11 protein-coding genes are annotated in these 16,939 nt (G+C 68.6%); 3 read left to right on the top strand and 8 right to left on the bottom strand.

All coding sequences use genetic code 11. From position 1 onward, the window contains the following. Window positions 1–220 precede the first annotated feature (220 nt). Window positions 221–1,255: a stage II sporulation protein M gene (locus tag ACFWF3_RS03085; RefSeq protein ID WP_379312233.1), complete on the bottom strand. Its 1,035-nt coding sequence runs from the start codon at window positions 1,253–1,255 to the stop codon at window positions 221–223. 18 nt (window positions 1,256–1,273) lie between these two features. Between ACFWF3_RS03085 and ACFWF3_RS03080 the strand changes: the two genes are divergently transcribed. After that, entirely contained in the window at window positions 1,274–2,020 is a 747-nt protein-coding gene (locus ACFWF3_RS03080; protein ID WP_379312232.1) for an RDD family protein, read from the top strand. A gap of 178 nt (window positions 2,021–2,198) precedes the next feature. Here the strand turns inward: ACFWF3_RS03080 and ACFWF3_RS03075 are convergent, their stop codons facing one another. The 6 genes from ACFWF3_RS03075 to ACFWF3_RS03050 all read right to left on the bottom strand — a co-directional run bounded on the left by ACFWF3_RS03075 (window position 2,199) and on the right by ACFWF3_RS03050 (window position 8,920). After that, window positions 2,199–3,485 (bottom strand): DUF58 domain-containing protein, encoded by a 1,287-nt coding sequence (locus tag ACFWF3_RS03075; protein ID WP_379312231.1) that lies wholly within the window; start codon window positions 3,483–3,485, stop codon window positions 2,199–2,201. Window positions 3,486–3,489: 4 nt separating this feature from the next. Next, window positions 3,490–4,485, bottom strand: a complete 996-nt coding sequence (locus ACFWF3_RS03070) for an AAA family ATPase (protein ID WP_378634537.1) — start codon at window positions 4,483–4,485, stop codon at window positions 3,490–3,492. Then, window positions 4,482–5,507 (bottom strand): DUF4129 domain-containing protein, encoded by a 1,026-nt coding sequence (locus tag ACFWF3_RS03065; RefSeq protein WP_379312230.1) that lies wholly within the window; start codon window positions 5,505–5,507, stop codon window positions 4,482–4,484. The genes ACFWF3_RS03070 and ACFWF3_RS03065 overlap by 4 nt, the downstream gene beginning before the upstream one ends. Continuing rightward, on the bottom strand, window positions 5,504–6,358 hold the full coding sequence (locus ACFWF3_RS03060) for a hypothetical protein (protein ID WP_379312229.1): 855 nt from the start codon (window positions 6,356–6,358) through the stop codon (window positions 5,504–5,506). Before ACFWF3_RS03060 ends, ACFWF3_RS03065 begins: the two co-directional genes overlap by 4 nt. A 239-nt stretch (window positions 6,359–6,597) precedes the next feature. After that, window positions 6,598–8,211 carry an adenylate/guanylate cyclase domain-containing protein gene (locus ACFWF3_RS03055; RefSeq protein ID WP_378989402.1) on the bottom strand — a complete coding sequence of 538 codons (1,614 nt, stop codon included), beginning with the start codon at window positions 8,209–8,211 and terminating at the stop codon, window positions 6,598–6,600. A gap of 163 nt (window positions 8,212–8,374) precedes the next feature. Then, window positions 8,375–8,920 carry a TetR/AcrR family transcriptional regulator gene (locus ACFWF3_RS03050; RefSeq protein ID WP_379312228.1) on the bottom strand — a complete coding sequence of 182 codons (546 nt, stop codon included), beginning with the start codon at window positions 8,918–8,920 and terminating at the stop codon, window positions 8,375–8,377. Window positions 8,921–9,000: 80 nt separating this feature from the next. Here ACFWF3_RS03050 and ACFWF3_RS03045 point away from each other — a divergent pair, with 80 nt between their 5' ends. After that, window positions 9,001–10,512 (top strand): MFS transporter, encoded by a 1,512-nt coding sequence (locus tag ACFWF3_RS03045; RefSeq protein ID WP_379312227.1) that lies wholly within the window; start codon window positions 9,001–9,003, stop codon window positions 10,510–10,512. Between the two features lie 36 nt (window positions 10,513–10,548). Here the strand turns inward: ACFWF3_RS03045 and ACFWF3_RS03040 are convergent, their stop codons facing one another. Beyond that, window positions 10,549–12,372, bottom strand: a complete 1,824-nt coding sequence (locus tag ACFWF3_RS03040; protein ID WP_379312226.1) for a DUF4407 domain-containing protein — start codon at window positions 12,370–12,372, stop codon at window positions 10,549–10,551. Between the two features lie 929 nt (window positions 12,373–13,301). On the opposite strand from ACFWF3_RS03040, the gene gltB reads away from it, so the two are divergent. Continuing rightward, window positions 13,302–16,939: glutamate synthase large subunit (gltB, locus tag ACFWF3_RS03035; RefSeq protein WP_379312225.1), on the top strand; the 3,638-nt coding region annotated here is incomplete at its 3' end.

Below are 16,939 nucleotides of genomic sequence, written 5' to 3'. Positions count from 1 at the left end.
CCCCGGACCTGCGCGTTGGGGGTTGCGTGGGCATAACGATTGTGTACAGTTGACGGTAACGCTGGCCGCAGTTCGAGCCCGACTCGCTGCGGCCAGCGGAACTCAAATGGGGGAGTTCGTCACCGTCTCTTAACCTTCTGTAGCTGCCGATTGTCCGGTGCTGTCCCGACGCGGTGTGCTCGGAGTTGTCGGCCTCACAAATGCACGCACAGTTGCGAACTCACGCCCGGTCAACGGCCTTCGCCGGCGTCATCAGCCACCGATCGGCCGGATCCGCCGCCGCGACCGGCACCACCGCCGCGGCATCCTGTTCCTCGGCCACCCGCCTGCCGATCCCGAAGACGTAGTAGAGAAACAGCGCCTCGGCCGCGAACCCCAGTGCGATCCGTACGGGCGCAGGCAGCGGACTCGGCGTCACGAAACCCTCGAGCAGGCCGCATACCAAGAGCACGCACACCAGCCCGAGGGCCACGGTCGCGGTCGCACGCCCCTGCCTGGCCATCGCCGCCGCCCTGCTGCGCCGACCCGGGTCGACCAGCGTCCACCCGAGCTTCAACCCCACCCCGCCCGCGACGAACAGCGCGGTGAGCTCCAGCGTGCCGTGCGGCAGGATGAAGCCGAAGAACGAATCCAGTCGCCCCGCCTCGGCCATCAATCCACCGGTTATCCCCAGATTCAGCGCATTCATGAACAGTGCGTACACAGCCGGGAGGATCAGGACACCGGTGAACAACGCGATCGCCGATACCAGCGAATTGTGTGTCCACACCTTCGCGGCGAAGGCCTCGTTGGGGTGGGCGGAGTAGTACGACTCGAACGAACCCCCAGGTCCGGTGACATCCGACAGGTCGCCCTCCGGTATCCCCAGCGCATCGCGGGCCGCCGCCGAACGATCCACAAGCACGCCGATCACGCCCGCGACGCCGAGGAAGATCGCAGTTGTCCCCAACCACCACGGCCAAGCTCTGTACACAGCCGCGGGAAAGTGCCGGGTGAAGAACCGGCCGACTTCGCGCCACGGCTGCGACCGCGCCGCCAGCACCCGCCCACGGGCCCGCGCCAGCAGCGCGCTCAGCCGGCCGACGAGCTCCGGATCCGGGTGGTGCCCCTGCAATCTCGCCAGCTGCTGCGACGTGGACCGGTACAACCGGACCAGCTCGTCGGCCTCCGCGCCGGACAGCTTGCGCTGGCGGACCAGCTGATCGAGCCGATACCACGACCGTTGACGTGCCCAGCTGTAGGCATCGGTGTCCATATCGGGAATGCTAGCCACATGGCTGAATTCACCACCGGCGAAGCGGTGGCGCTCGACCTCCCCATCGCGCGCATCCCCAGCCGTGCGGGCGCTTTTCTGCTCGACCTGATGCTCCAGTTGGCCCTCGCCGCGACGCTGGAATATGTCCTGATGCTCGTGCTGTTGGCCACCGATGCCGACTCGGCCTGGTTCTCGGTGACGGCGGTCATCACGCTGGTTGCCGTGCTGATCGCCTATCCGGTGGTCAGCGAAACCGTCTCGCGCGGCCGATCACTGGGCAAGCTGGCCTTCGGCCTGCGTGTTGTGCGCGCCGACGCCGGGCCGATCGACTTCCGGCACGCGCTCACCCGCGGCCTCGCGGGCGCGATTGTGGATTTCTGGATGCTCGGTGCGTTCGGCGCGGTCGCGGTTGTCACGTCGCTGTGTTCGCGCGAGGGCAGACGAGTGGGTGACGTGCTCGCCGGGACGGTAGTTGTGCACACCCGCCAGACCATGCCGGTACCGTCGCTGGCGGTCGCCCCGCCCTGGTTGACAGGCTGGTCGGCGCAGCTGGATCCGAGCGGGATCTCCGACGAACTGGCCGCGGCGGCACGGCGGTATCTGACCAGGCTGCCCACGCTGACGCCGCCCACACAGCACTATCTGGGCACCCAGCTCGTCGAGGCCATGTGCGCCGCACTGCGCTGCCCGGTGCCCGTCGGCTACCCGCCCTATCACGTGCTCGGCGCGATTCTCGCTCGGCGACAGCAGCTTTCACGGGTGTAGCTCCACAGCCTGTGGATGAATCGCCTGTGCACGAATCAGGTTGCGCGGGAACCCACCTGTGCACAAACCCACCTGTGGATGAATCTGTTGGTGAGTCGGTGGATGAACTGTGAGTACCGGTGGAAACTGCGGTTGTCCACAACCACGTGCGGTTGTGCACAATTCGCGATGCCACCGATCACAGCGAGCCGGACCGCTTGAGCTCGAGGTATTCGTCGGCCAGCGCCTCGGGCAGTCGATCGGGTGCCGCGGCCACCACGGCCACCCCGCGCCGCCGCAGCGATTCCTGTACGAGCGCGCGCTCGTACAGCACGGTCTCGGCCGCGGCCGCCGTGTAGACCTGCGAACGGTCACTCGCCGCCGCCGCGATGTCGGGATCGATCACAGAGACGATCAGCACCCGATGACGCCGCGTCAGCGTCGGCAGCGCGGGCAACAGGTGCTCGGTGACGGTCGGCCCGTCGAGGCTGGTGAACCATACGATCAATGCCCGCCGTCGAACCCGCGAGATCACGGTGCGTACCAGCCCGTCGGTGTCGGTGTCCACCAGCTGTGGAGTAACCCCGGCGAGGGTGTGCATAAGTTTCAAAGGCAGCTGATTACCGCCTACGCCACTCACTTCCGCGCGGACTCGGCGGTCGTAGGCCAGCAGGTCGACCGTGTCGCCCGCAGCGGCGGCCAGACCACCGAGTAGCAGCGCCGCTTCGATCGCGCTGTCGAGCCGCGTTCCCTCACCGACCCGGCCCGCGCCGGCCCGCCCGGTATCGAGGACCATCAGCATGTGCCGGTTGCGTTCCGGCCGCCACGTCCGCACCAGCACGTCGTTCGCGCGCGCGGTGGCCCGCCAGTCGATGCTGCGCACGTCGTCGCCCGCCACGTACTCGCGGAACGAATCGAACTCGGTGCCCTGCCCGCGCGTATTGGCGACATTGCGCCCCTCGAGATGATGCAGCCGCTTCACCTTCGAACGCAGCAGCCGTTCACTGCGAAACGCGGGCAGCGCGCGCACCCTGGCAGGCACGTCGATCCGGCTCTGCCGTCCGGCCAGACCCAGCGGACCGAGCAGCCGCACCGTCACCGGGCCTGCGACCCGATCACCGCGATAAGTGGGAGTCAGGCTGGTGCGCAGCCGGATTCGGGTGTGCGGGGCCAGATCCAGCTGGTGTTCGCGGATGTCGGCACGCGCGCTGTCGGGCCAGGCGTCCCACAGCAGGCCCCGCACCGTGGCCGCGCCGGTATTGGTGACCGCCAGCTCCACCTCGGTGCCGCGTCCGAGCCGCACCACCGTCAGCGGATCACGGGTCAGCGACAGTGCATCCGCCCGCGCGGTGAGCGCGATATCGGTCAGCAGCAGCGCCACCAGCACCGCGCAGGCGCCGAGCACGCCGGCCCACGTGGGCACCACGAACATCACCACCGCCGCCGCGACCGTGGCGAGCAGCGCGAACCGGCCTGTGACCACCACGTCGCTAGACCGGAACCGGCACCGAGACCAGCAACGACGAGAGCACGCCCTCGGTGCTCACCCCGTCCAGCTCGGCCTCCGGCCGCAACTGCAAGCGATGCCGAAGTACCGCCATCGCCACGGTTTTCACGTCGTCGGGCGTCACGTACGCGCGGCCGTTGAGCCAGGCGAAGGCGCGGGCGGCGGCCAGCAACGCGGTCGCGCCACGGGTGGACGCGCCGTGCGCGACGGCGGGGGAGGAGCGGGTGGCGCGGCACAGATCGACGATGTAGGCCAGCACCTCCGGGCTCACGGTCACCTGGCCCACCGCGGCGCGCGCGGCCGCGATGTGTTCGGGTCCGGCGACCGGGCGCAGTCCAGCGGCGCCGAGGTCGCGCGGGTCGAAGCCGCTCGCGTGGCGTTGCAGGATGCGGAACTCGTCGTCGCGGTCGGGCAGCCGGATGTCGACCTTGAACAGGAACCGGTCGAGTTGCGCCTCGGGTAGGGGATAGGTGCCCTCCTGCTCGATCGGGTTCTGGGTGGCGACCACCACGAACGGATCGGGCAGCGGACGCGGCTGACCGTCCACCGAAACCTGGCGCTCCTCCATCGATTCCAGCAGCGAGGACTGGGTTTTCGGTGGGGTGCGGTTGATCTCGTCGGCCAGCAGCAGGTTGGTGAAGACCGGACCCTTGCGGAAGGTGAACTCGGCCGAATGCGGGTCGTAGATCTGGGATCCGGTGACATCGCCCGGCATCAGGTCCGGGGTGAACTGCACGCGTGCGTGCTCGAGCGCCAGCGAGGTGGCCAGGGCGCGCACCAGCAGCGTCTTCGCCACGCCGGGAACACCTTCGAGCAGCACGTGACCGCGGCACAGCAGGGCGAGCACGAGGTACAGCACGGCCTGGTCGTTGCCGACCACCGCCTTGCCGATCTCGGTGCGCAGTGCGGCCAGTGCCGCCGCGGCCTCCTGCGCGCTCGGCGTCTCGAGCAGCACAGCGTCCTTGGAAATATTTGTCATCCGAGCTCCGTCTCGATCCATTCGAGGTGTGCGGCAATGTAATGGAGGGTTGTCTCGTCCGGCACCTCGCCGAACAGGACAGTGCCGATCTGCCGACCGGGTACGCCGAGACGGCTGGACACGGCTTCGACGAGTTGATCGCCGGTGAGTTCGCCGCCCAGCCGTGGTGTGATCCGGCGCAGCGTCGCCGCGCGCAGGACATGGGCCACATGGGCCACGTCGCCGGAGCGGCGATACAGGCCCGCCTGTCCCGCGAGCAGCTCGTTCGCGGGGACCTCGACCGGGCGCGGCTCGCCGACCAGCGCGCCACGCCTGCGGGCCCGCCACCAGATCAGCGCCACGAAGGCGAGCAGGAACTGCAAGCCGCCGAACGCCAGCCAGCCGGGCAGGCGGGTGAAGATCGAGTCCTTGCCGCTGCCGAAATCGAGGTCGTTGTCATCAGGAGGTGGCTCGGGCGGGTCGGGTGGGTTGGGCAGATCGGGCGGGTGGGGTGCGTTGGGGGCGCCGCACGACTGCATGGTGGCGTAGACCAGCAGGGCGATGGCGAGTCCCGCCGCGAGCACCGCCCAGAAGCGGGGGCTGCGCAGGATCGGGGGCAGGGGTGGAAGCTTCCTGCGCTGCTTGGGTTCTCGCTCGACCACCTCGACCTCGAGCGGATCGAGAACGGGAGGTGGTGCGGACTGGGAGTACCGGTCGGCGTATTCGAGCCGACGGTACTCGTCCTCGGTGGCGCTACGTCCGCCGTAGACGACCTCGTCGAAACTCCTTGCCGCCGGATGCAATTCGGTGGACTGCTCCAGCGGCAATGCCGTGGTCGCGTCGTCGGCGGTCTCCTGCGCCGTGCGCGAGCGGCGCACGGGCAAGCTGCCGTCCTGTTCGAGTCCGCGCAGGACGGCGCGGAAGCGTTCGCGCAGTGCGCGGTCGTAATCGCGGCGGCGCGCGGCGTTCTCGGCGGCAGCGCGATGTTCGGCGGCGGCGCCGAGACGGGGCTGCGGTGGGACGCCGTCAGGGAACTCGGTCACCGGCGATCACCGGGAATTCGAATGTCCATGCCTTCGCGCACACACCGCCGGCTGATGTAGCACAGCACGCGGCTGGTCGCCTCGACGATCTCGCTCACGGTCACCACCAGCAGAAACCCGCCGACGAGCAGGGTGAGGAAAGCCCAGCGATGAGTGCCGGAGAAGTCGGAGAGGAAGAACGGAATTCCGAACGCGGGCACCGCGAGGACCGCGAAGATGCACCGCTGGGTGAGCCACAGACCCGCGGTCGACCAGTCGGCACCCTGCACGAGCTCCTTCGAACGGGCAACGCCCACACCGAAACCCGCGTGCTCGGCCACGATCGCCGGTTCGGTGACGAACCGCCGCGCCCGGACATACGAAAGCCAGATCAGCGCGAGCGGATAGGTGATCACCAGAATGCTGCCGAGCAGCAGCACCCCGATCCCGGTGAGCGTGAACATGATCTGCGCGAGCACCAGCGGCGTCACTTGCCTGCCCGCGGCCCGCAACCCGTCGAGCACGCCGTAGCGCACCCCGTGGAAGTCGGCGAGCGCGATCGCGACGGTCGCGCCGCGCAGGACCAGGCGAACCACCCACACGCAGGCCGCGGTCGCCAGGATCGCCGCCCACGCGGTGCCCGCGTCGGAGCCGTCGGTGAGGTGGGAAACCAGACCGGTCACCCCGAGCGCGACGAGCACACCGATCACGAGCGCACTGCCGCCGAGCACCGCGAAGGTCCGGATATGGGCCTGGATCAGGGCGAACGGCTCATCGAGCAATTCGCGGAAACGCAAGGGGCGGATCGGCACCGTCGGCGGTGTTGGCGGCCCCGGCGCAGGCACCGGTGCCGGATCGACTCCCGCCCTCACGACGCCAACCGTATCGGCGGGACGCACGGGCCGAGTCTAGTCAATCCCGTCCGCCCCGCCCGGTATGTCTTTACCGAGAGGGGCCCGCCCCGATCTGGACTGACCGGAGGGTGCGACGAAGGAGTACCCGGAGGGAGGGAAGATCGGGGGCCCGAAGGGCCCCGACTCGAGCGCGTCAGCGCTCCGACAAACACAGCAAGGTACACCCGCCCCTGGCCCGGTTTTACGGTTGACAATTCCTACCGAACATCGGCGGACCCGCGCCCGACAGCTGACCGCTCATCAACCGACGCCGATACCCTCGGCAGCGCAACCTGCGTGGGCTTCAAACGCCCACGCAGCGTGACCGTCTCACCGAGAATCCACTGCGCGGATTCTGAGTCGGCCGCAGCAGCAAGCGTGGTCGCCGACGTGAGCAAACGTTCGTCGTGCTGCTTGGACAGCTCACACAGCCGAGCCGCCTCGTTCACAGCGTCACCGATCACCGTGAACTCGTACCGATTGTGCGTACCGACGTTGCCCGCGACCACCCGTCCCGCCGCGACACCGATTCCCGCGTCGAGATCGGAGGCGTCGCGCAATCGGCGCTGGATCGCCCGACCGCACGACAGCGCCGATCCAGCCAGGTCGTCGAGGGGAGCGGGGGTACCGAACACCGCCAGCGCCGCGTCGCCCTCGAACTTGTTGAGCAGCCCGCCGTGCCGTTCCACCTCGTCGACGACGATGTCGAAGAACCGGTTGAGAATGCCGACGATCTCGGGTGCGGGCAGGGTGGCCGCCATCGTGGTGGAGCCGATGATGTCGATGAACAGGGCCGCTGCCTCGGTTTCGGTGCCGCCGAGCACCGGCTGGGAGGCGATCGCCGCCATCGCGACATCGTGGCCGACATGCTTGCCGAACAGGTCCTCGATCATCGCCCGCTCGCGTAGCCCGTGCACCATCGTGTTGAAGCCGCTCTGCAGTTCGCCCAGTTCGGTGCCGTCGTAGAGGGCGATCTCGGCGTCGAGGTCGCCGTTCTCCACGCGCCGCAGCGCCTGGCGCACCCCCTTGATCGGGGCCACTGTCGCCGCGACGACCTGGGCCATCAGGATCAACCCGAACACCAGCGCGGAGCCGCCGAGGCTGAGCATGCACACCGCCAGCCTGGCCTTGCTCACCGCGGGATCGGCCAGCGCCCACACCGCCACCGTCATCGTGAGCGCCACCGGTACGCCGACCCCGACGAACCACGACAGCATGGTCCGGCCGAACACGCCGATGCCACGCCGGCGGTGCGGGTCGGCGGCCAGCACGCGCGCGGTCACCGGGCGCAGCGCGAATTCGATGATCAGGTAACTGTTGGCGCACACGACGATCGCGGCGGCGCCGGTGGAGAGGATGACCTTGGGGATCAGCGCCGGTTCGAGCACCCCGTAGACGATGGTGAGCACGGTCAACGTCAGCGTCCACAGGATGGCCTGCTGCAGCACCATCCAGCGCGGCGCCGACACGGTGACCTGCTGTTCGGCCGGCGTCGGCACGTGCTCGGGATCGGTGGCCCAGCCCATCGAGCGCACCCCGGCCACGGTGCCCCACACAGTGCCGCCCGCCAGCGCGAGCGCGGCGCACAGTGGTGTGAACACGCTGTTGACCAGCAGGAGTTGCCGAGTGAACACGGTGGGACCGGGCAGCACGAAGCCCGCGAGCACCACCACCATGGCGATGCCGATCAGATTGGCGATGAGCAGCGGGACGGTGAGTAGTAACTGCACCCGAACTCGACGGATCTTCGATGCCTCGTCGACTGGCCCGAGCAGCGGCGAGCCCCATGGCGCTGATCGTGCCGCGCCCGCCGGTCCATCGCGGTTGATCACTTCTGAACTGTAAACCGGTGAAGCCGGTGTCGGCCACAGAGTTGCGCAGGTCACTGCCTCGGTCAGGTGGCTATACCAACTGGTCGCACCTAGTTTTGTGACCGTCCACCGGTCTGTCGACCGGCCTGTTGTCCGCAGCTTCGTTCGGTGTACAAATGTGCACTCAACCCTGGAGCAGGTTGTCGACGACGGCACGGTAGCGCGCGGGTTCGATCTGCGGCAGACCGAGCAGGGCGCGCAGGTAGACCCCATCGCCCACCAGTCGGATGGTGTCGGCGCGGACGGGGTCGTCCACCTCGGTCTCGAGGTTGTCCGACCAGGCCGCCATCACCGCGTCGAGCGCGCGCTGCACCTCGTCGGGTTCGCTGCCCGCCGACGCGTCGATCGTGCGCATGGTCGCCAGCAGTGAGCGGTACAGGGCGAGTTCTACAGCGTCGTCCTGCGCGGTGGGGTCGGGCGTCTGCAGGTACCACTCGGCGATGGAGCTCCCGCTCGATCTGGCGTCGTCGAGTTGGGTGCGGGCACGCTCGCCGAGCCGCTGGACCAGGCCGACGAGCAGGGCGTCCTTGCTCTTGAAGTGGTAGAGGAGCCCGCCCTTCGACACGCCCGCCGCGGCGGCGACGTTGTCGAGGGTCATCTGTGCCGCGCCGCGTTCGAGCAGCAGGGTCTCCAGGGCATCGAGGATGCGATCGCGGGTGTCAGAGCTCACGGCAATCACTGTACCGTCTGGACGGTTTTCTTGTTACTGTACCGTCTGGACGGTTTACCAACCTGAAAGACGAGAGACCGATGAACACCCCCACAGCACTCACCCCGACGCGCGCCACCCCGCGTGAGTGGGCGGGCCTCGGCGTACTCGCCCTGGCCCTGCTGCTGCTCGCCGTGGACGCGACCGTGCTGGACCTGGCCGTGCCCGCGATCAGCGCCGACCTCGCCCCGAGCACGCCACAGCTGCTCTGGATCATCGACGTGTACTCCTTCGTGCTCGCCGGTCTGCTGGTGGTGATGGGCAATCTCGGCGACCGGATCGGCAGGCGCAAGCTCCTGCTGATCGGTGCGGTCGGCTTCGGCATCGCCTCGGCGCTGGCCGCGTGGGCGGTGTCGCCGGAGATGCTGATCGCCGCGCGCGTCCTACAGGGCGTCGCGGGCGCCACGCTGATGCCCGCCACCCTCGGCCTGATCCGATCGATGTTCCAGGACCCGCGTCAGCGCACCGTCGCGATCGGTGTGTGGAGCGCGATGGCCGGTGGTGGCGCCGCGGCCGGTCCGCTGGTCGGCGGCTGGCTGCTCGAGCACTTCTGGTGGGGCTCGGTGTTCCTGGTGAACCTGCCGGTGATGCTGGTGCTGCTCGCCCTCGCCCCGCTGCTCATCCCCGAATCACGTGACCCGAACCCGGGCCGGTTCGACGCGCTGAGCGCGCTGCTGTCGATGCTGGCGCTGGTGCCGGTGGTCTACGCGGTGAAGGAAACCGCCGCGCACGGTCCGGCGGTGGGCGCGCTGCTGGTCGGCCTGGTCGGTGTGGTCTCGGCCGTGCTGTTCGTGCGCAGGCAGCGTCGGCTGACCGATCCGATGCTCGACCTGCGGCTGTTCGAACTGCCGCGGTTCCGGGTTGCGGTGTTCACCAACCTGCTCGCGGTGTTCGCGCTGGCGGGCGTGCTGTTCTTCGGATCGCAGTATCTGCAGCTGGTGCTCGGCCGCACGCCCTTGGAGGCGGGTCTGCTGATGCTGCCGGGGCTCGCGGCGAGCGTGTTCGGTTCGCTGGCGGCAGCCTGGCTCGTGCGGCGCTGGCGTGCGGCGCTGGTACTGGCCGGTGCGCTGGTCGTCACCGCGATCGGCGCGGCGGCCTTCCTCGCGGTCGACGCGGTGAGCGGCGCCGAGGCGTTCGTGCTCGGGTTCGTCGGCATCGGTCTGGGTGCCGGTGTGGCCATGACCGTGGCCGCCGACCTGGTCGTCGGATCGGCGCCGGAGGAACGCGCCGGTGCAGCCGCGGCGATCTCGGAGACCGCCTACGAAACGGGTCTTGCCCTGGGTGTCGCCCTGCTCGGCAGCACCGTGATGGCGATCTTCCGGCGTGGTCTGGACGTGTCCTTGTTGCCGGATGACGCCGTGGCGGCCGCGTCGGGTTCGCTCAGTGGTGCCGTCGAGGTGGCCGGTGAGCTGCCCGCCGCGGTGGCGGCGGAGTTCCTGTCGTCGGCGAACCAGGCGTTCGTCAGCGGCATCCATCTGACGGTGCTCGGCATCGTCGCGGTGCTGTTGTTCGCGGCCTACAGCGCGGTGCGGACGAAGACCACGCGCGGCTGAGCCGGGGTGGCCGAGATTGTCGGCCACCCCGTGCGATCAGCGGGCGGGCGGCAGCTGACGCCGGTTGCCGGGCAGCTCGTTGGCGTTTCCGCCGGCGAGCTCGCCGTGGCTGTCCGCCTCGGGCAGGCCGTTGCCCTGACCGGCCGGCAGCGCGGTGTAATTCGGCGCCGAGGGGTACTGACGCGGGTCCGGGTGGAAGCGGCTCGACGGCGCGTCGACCACGTTCGAGGCGATCTGCTGGGCGTACGGCTGGTACGGCTGCTGGTACTGCTGCTGCGGGTAGGCGCCGGGCGGCAGGAAACCCTGCGCGGGCTGACCCTGCAACTGATATCCGGCGGGGACCTGCTGTTGCTGCGCGGAATCCTGCGTGTCGACAGTGACCTTGCGCGTGCGGCGCAGCGTGAACGTCACCTCTTCGACCTCTTCGAACGCCTGCCGCGCGGTCCGCATCGGGTGGGTGGCCGAGTCGAAGGCATTGGCCACGAAAGCCGGTACCAGCGGACGGATCCAGCGGGCGGCGGTGTCGGTGAACGGCACCGTCCCGATGATCGGCAACTCCAATCCGCCACCGCCGGCCGGTGCTTGCGCGGGCGGCTGCTGCGTGGGCGTCTGGTGGGCGGGGACGAGAGCCCCGGCGGTGCCGGCGGGCAGCGCGTGCTGGACGTACCCCGCGGGCAGCTGCGATGTGGCGTTCGGCTCCAGAGACACGGAGTCGTCCTTTCGATGCGGCTCGGTGAACCCGAGCTCGAAACCGCCGATCGCGGCGATGATCCTGGTGCGCTGACGTTCTCGATCGATCACGGTATCGGCTTCGATGGCCAGTTGCGCGGCGGTGAGCTCGTGTTCGGCGCGCAAGGCGGCCGTCTCGGTGCGTACTTCGGCGCGTTTCACCGCGATGGCGGCGTCGGCCTCGCGCTGGGCCCGATCGGCCACCTCCGCGGCGTCGACCCGGCGGTCGAGCGAGGTTTCCCCGCGCCACCAGCGCAGCAGCAGCGGCAGCAGGGCCACGACGATGCCCGCGAGCAGGATGAGCAGGCGCAGCGCGGCGGCGCCCGCGTGTGACGCGGTGTAGCTGTTCATGGCCAGCCAGCGGGCGCCCAAGCCACGGTCGCCGTCGGCGAACGCGCTGGTCCGCGCGGTGGCGAGCGCGGCGGATTCGGTGCGAACCCGCTGGTCGAGGCCCTCGATGCGGCCCTGCGCCGTGGCGAGCTGTTTGCGGGCGTCGTCGAGCATGTCGTTGGCGGTCTGCGTTTCCGGACCGCGACCCGGTACCCCGGTGATTCTGGTCCGCGGGCATTCCGCGGTGGGGTTGTACTCGCAGCGGGCGATCACCAGCGCGCGGTCGATGTCGGCCTGCGACTTGGCGATACTCAGATCGAGCGCGGCCCGGTCGGCGGTGGCGAGGTCGAACGAGGTGCGGGCGGCGACCACGGCAGGCGCGTTCTCGGCGCTCGCCTGGGCGCGCACATCCAGTTCCCGGTCGACGGTCCCGCCGAGCAGCACGGTGGCGGCGAGTTCGGCGACGAAGACCCCGGCCAGCACCCCGACCCCGATCCGGGCCGCGATACCGAACCGATCGTCGTCCGCACCGGGCCGCGTGGTCGCCAGCGCCCGGCCGAGCGCTCCCGCGGCGACGGCGATGACCAGCGCGAACAGCACCGCGACGAGCACGCCCGCGTCGGCGGCGAGCAGTGCGGACATCGCGACGAGACCGGCGATCACGGCGAACAACGTCACGGCGGCACCGGTGACGAGATAACGGCCCTGTTCATGGCTGAAAGCCAGGTCGGCGCCCGATTCGTGGTCCCGGCGCCGTGGCGAGGCGAGGCCTCCGCCGAGCCAGGTGAGTAAGCCGGTCATGAGTTCTCCCCGGGTCGTGCGCTCCACTGGGCATGGCGAAACTGATAGATAAGGCGAAACTGGCATGGATTCGTTGTGTCAGCGTGACAGGCCGGACACCGACACACCGAGTGCCGAGGTACTGCTTGTGGTCAGCCTCACAGTCGAATGGGCCGACTCATCGCGCTGACCGAAACATTTCTGTGCCGACCTCGGCGTGTCGCGCGCGGCGAGCCGGGCCGCACCGCCGTCCGTGCCCGATTTGTGTCGAACGACACTGCCAGAAGTTTGCCAGCAGTGTGCTGTGGCGCACATTTCGCAATACAGACCGTACGGTCGGCTGACTGGAGCGCTTGTGGGGGCCCGTGTCGGGAATATCTCACAGTCCCCACCCCTGGTTAGCGGAGGTGGGAGGTTTGACCAGGGCATCTGCAGGGAAATCTGCTGCGGTGCAGGTGAGTTCAGCTTTCGGCCCCCGGCCGACGGTGGAACCGAGTCTGCTCGTCGACAGTGTTCACGCAGGTAGGCGGGGGTTGTCCGGGATCGATCCGGTCCCCGGTCTGCTTTACACTGGACGACGCGCGCGACGATGCAAGCAGCCGTTACAAACCCCAGCTAGACGGGTTACTTAGCACAACCTTAGTTGGTTGGGTCTGCGGTCTGACTTATCGTTTGCTCTTACGCCGAACGCACCCAGTTCGGCACAACCACCTGTTCGAGGTCCGGTGAAACCGGGCCAAGAGTAGCGGGTGAAACCCCGCGCAGAGGTAAGGGAGAAGTAAGCATCCCGTTACCTCTGAGCACCCCAACTACGTCAACGCCGCAAACCACCACCGTCGCTGGTTTCGGATCGTACGGACGCAGTCTTGACGGAGGCGAAACGACGAAGGGCCCACGCTCAGCTTGCTGGGTGGCCGACATCGACAGCCGACTTTCTTGAAGGCAGAGGCATGACGCAACTTCCTGGCCACAGGTCACCCGGAGTCACCGGGCTCTACGATCCGGCATTCGAACACGACGCCTGCGGCGTCGCGTTCGTTGCCGACATGCATGGACGACGCAGTCGAGACATCGTCGACAAGGCCATCACGGCCCTCCTGAACCTGGAGCACCGCGGTGCTGCGGGTGCCGAGCCGAACTCCGGCGACGGCGCGGGCGTCCTGCTGCAGCTCCCGGACAAGTTCTTCCGTGCGATCCTCGCCGAAGAAGGCGCCGCTTTCGAGTTGCCCCCGGAAGGCTCCTACGCCTCCGGTATCGCCTTCCTGCCGCAGGCCCGCCGCGAAGCCGCGCGGGCCGCCTACGGCGTCGAGAAGATCGTCACCGAAGAGGGCCTGGCCGTGCTCGGCTGGCGCGAGGTGCCGATCGACGAGACCTCGCTCGGCGCGCTGGCCCGCGATGCCATGCCCACCTTCCGGCAGATCTTCATCGGCTCGCCGAAGAACTCCGCCGAGCAGCTCTCGGGCATGGACCTGGAGCGTCGCGCCTACGTGATCCGCAAGCGGATCGAGCACGAGCTCGGCAAGGCAGGCCCCGGCGAGGGCACCGTCGGCAAGGAATCGGTGTACTTCCCGAGCCTGTCCGGCCAGACCTTCATCTACAAGGGCATGTTCACCACGCCCCAGCTGCGTGCGTTCTACCTGGACCTGCAGGACGAGCGCGTCGAGTCGGCCATCGGCATCGTGCACTCGCGCTTCTCCACCAACACCTTCCCCTCGTGGCCGCTGGCGCACCCGTTCCGCCGGGTCGCCCACAACGGTGAGATCAACACCGTCACCGGTAACGAGAACTGGATGCGCGCCCGTGAGGCGCTGCTGCGCAGCGACGTGTTCGGCAAGGACGAAGCGGGCAAGGACCGGCTGCAGAAGATCTTCCCCGTCTGCACCCCCGGCGCCTCCGACACCGCGCGTTTCGACGAGGTGCTCGAACTGCTGCACCTGGGCGGTCGCGAACTGCACCACGCCATCATGATGATGATTCCCGAGGCGTGGGAGCGTAACGAGAACCTCGACCCCGACCGGCGCGCGTTCTACGAGTACCACTCGATGCTGATGGAGCCGTGGGACGGCCCGGCAGCGGTGTGCTTCTCCGACGGCACCAAGATCGGCGCCGTGCTCGACCGCAACGGTCTGCGCCCGGGTCGCATCTGGGTCACCGAGGACGGCCTCGTCGTGCTCGCCTCCGAGGTCGGCGTGCTCGACATCGACCCCGCCACCGTGGTCCAGAAGATCCGCCTGCAGCCGGGCAAGATGTTCCTGGTCGACACCGAGCAGGGCCGCATCGTCACCGACGAAGAGGTCAAGTCGGAGCTGGCCGCGGCGCAGCCGTACCAGCAGTGGCTCGACGAGGGCGTCAGCCGCCTGGCCGACCTGCCCGACCGCCCGCACGTGCACATGTCGCACGACCGCGTGCTGATCCGTCAGCAGATCTTCGGTTACACCACCGAGGACCTGAACCTGCTGATCACGCCGATGGCCAAGACCGGCGGCGAGGCACTGGGCTCGATGGGTACCGATACGCCGATCGCGGTGCTGTCGAACCGCTCGCGTCTGCTGTTCGACTACTTCTCGCAGCTGTTCGCGCAGGTCACCAACCCGCCGCTGGACGCCATCCGTGAGAAGGTCGTCACCAGCCTCAAGCGCAACCTCGGCCCCGAGGCCGATTTGCTGCACCCGGGCCCCGACTCCTGTCGCATGATCGCGCTCGAACAGCCCATTCTCGACAACGACGAGCTGGCCAAGCTCGTCCACATCAACGACGACGGCAGCCAGCCGGGCCTGCGCTCGGTGGTCGTGCGCGGTCTGTACCCGGTCGCCGAGGGCGGCGAGGGTCTGCGCAAGGCGCTCGCGGCCATCAACACCCAGGTCTCGGCCGCCATCGACGGCGGCGCGCGCATCATCGTGCTGTCCGACCGTGAGTCCAACGAGAAGCTGGCGCCGATCCCGTCGCTGCTGCTCACCTCGTCGGTGCACCACCACCTGGTGCGCGAGCGGACCCGCACCATGGTCGGCCTGGTCGTGGAGGCCGGTGACGCCCGCGAGGTGCACCACATGGCCCTGCTGATCGGTTTCGGCGCCGCCGCGATCAACCCGTACATGGCCTTCGAGACCATCGAGGACATGCTCGAGCGCGGCTCGCTGCAGATTCCGGGCAGCACCGGCGATCTGGCCGCCGACTTCCGCAAGGCCGTCGCGAACTACTGCACCGCGGCCAGCAACGGCGTGCTCAAGGTGATGTCGAAGATGGGCATCTCCACCCTCGCCTCCTACAACGGCGCCCAGCTGTACCAGGTCATCGGCCTGGCCCAGGACCTGGTCGACGAGTACTTCACCGGCCTGCGCTCCGCGCTGGGCGGCATCGGTCTCGACGAGATCGCCGAAGAGGTGGCCATCCGCCACCGCGTCGCGTTCCTGGAGAACCGCAACGAGCGCGCGCATCGCGAGCTCGAGGTCGGTGGCGAGTACCAGTGGCGTCGTGAGGGCGAGTACCACCTGTTCAACCCGGACACGGTGTTCAAGCTCCAGCACGCGACCCGCACCGGTCAGTACTCGATCTTCAAGGAGTACACCAAGCTGGTCGACGATCAGTCCGAGCGCTTGGCGGCGCTGCGTGGCCTGTTCAAGTTCAAGTCGAACCAGCGCGCGTCGATCTCCATCGACGAGGTCGAGCCCGCGAGCGAGATCGTGAAGCGTTTCTCGACCGGTGCGATGAGCTACGGCTCCATCTCCGCCGAGGCGCACGAGTCCCTCGCCATCGCGATGAACCGCATCGGCGCTCGCTCGAACTCCGGTGAGGGCGGCGAGAGCCCCGCTCGCTTCGAGGTCGAGGAGAACGGCGACTGGCGTCGTTCGGCGATCAAGCAGGTCGCGTCGGGTCGCTTCGGTGTCACCGCGCACTACCTGACCAACGCCACCGACATCCAGATCAAGATGGCCCAGGGCGCCAAGCCGGGCGAGGGCGGCCAGCTGCCCGCGCACAAGGTGTACCCGTGGGTCGCCGAGGTGCGTCACTCCACGCCGGGCGTCGGCCTGATCTCGCCGCCGCCGCACCACGACATCTACTCGATCGAGGATCTGGCGCAGCTGATCCACGATCTGAAGAACGCGAACCCGCAGGCTCGGATTCACGTGAAACTTGTCGCGGAGCCGGGTGTCGGCACCGTCGCCACCGGTGTGTCCAAGGCACACGCCGACGTCGTGCTCATCTCGGGCCACGACGGCGGCACCGGCGCGTCGCCGCTGACCTCGCTCAAGCACGCGGGTGGACCCTGGGAGCTCGGCCTGGCCGAGACCCAGCAGACCCTGCTGCTCAACGGCCTGCGTGACCGCATCGTCGTTCAGGTCGACGGTCAGATGAAGACCGGCCGCGACGTGATGATCGCCGCCCTGCTCGGCGCCGAGGAGTTCGGTTTCGCGACCGCGCCCCTGGTGGTCTCGGGTTGCGTCATGATGCGCGTGTGTCACCTCGACACCTGTCCGGTCGGCATCGCCACCCAGAACCCGGTGCTGCGCGAGCGCTTCACCGGCAAGCCGGAATTCGTCGAGAACTTCATGATGTTCATCGCCGAGGAGGTGCGTGAGCTGCTCGCCGA

Source organism: Nocardia sp. NPDC060220 (assembly GCF_042727815.1).
Classification (GTDB): Bacteria; Actinomycetota; Actinomycetes; order Mycobacteriales; family Mycobacteriaceae; genus Nocardia.
Note: the sequence above shows the minus strand (reverse complement) of the source record. Positions and strands in the feature narration are given on the sequence as shown.

Excerpts from the sequence above, each read along its gene's own strand:
- ACFWF3_RS03085 (WP_379312233.1), bottom strand. The coding sequence starts at position 1,255 with ATGGACACCGATGCCTACAGCTGGGCACGTCAACGGTCGTGGTATCGG.
- ACFWF3_RS03080 (WP_379312232.1), top strand. The coding sequence starts at position 1,274 with ATGGCTGAATTCACCACCGGCGAAGCGGTGGCGCTCGACCTCCCCATC.
- ACFWF3_RS03070 (WP_378634537.1), bottom strand. The coding sequence starts at position 4,485 with ATGACAAATATTTCCAAGGACGCTGTGCTGCTCGAGACGCCGAGCGCG.
- ACFWF3_RS03045 (WP_379312227.1), top strand. The coding sequence starts at position 9,001 with ATGAACACCCCCACAGCACTCACCCCGACGCGCGCCACCCCGCGTGAG.
- ACFWF3_RS03040 (WP_379312226.1), bottom strand. The coding sequence starts at position 12,372 with ATGACCGGCTTACTCACCTGGCTCGGCGGAGGCCTCGCCTCGCCACGG.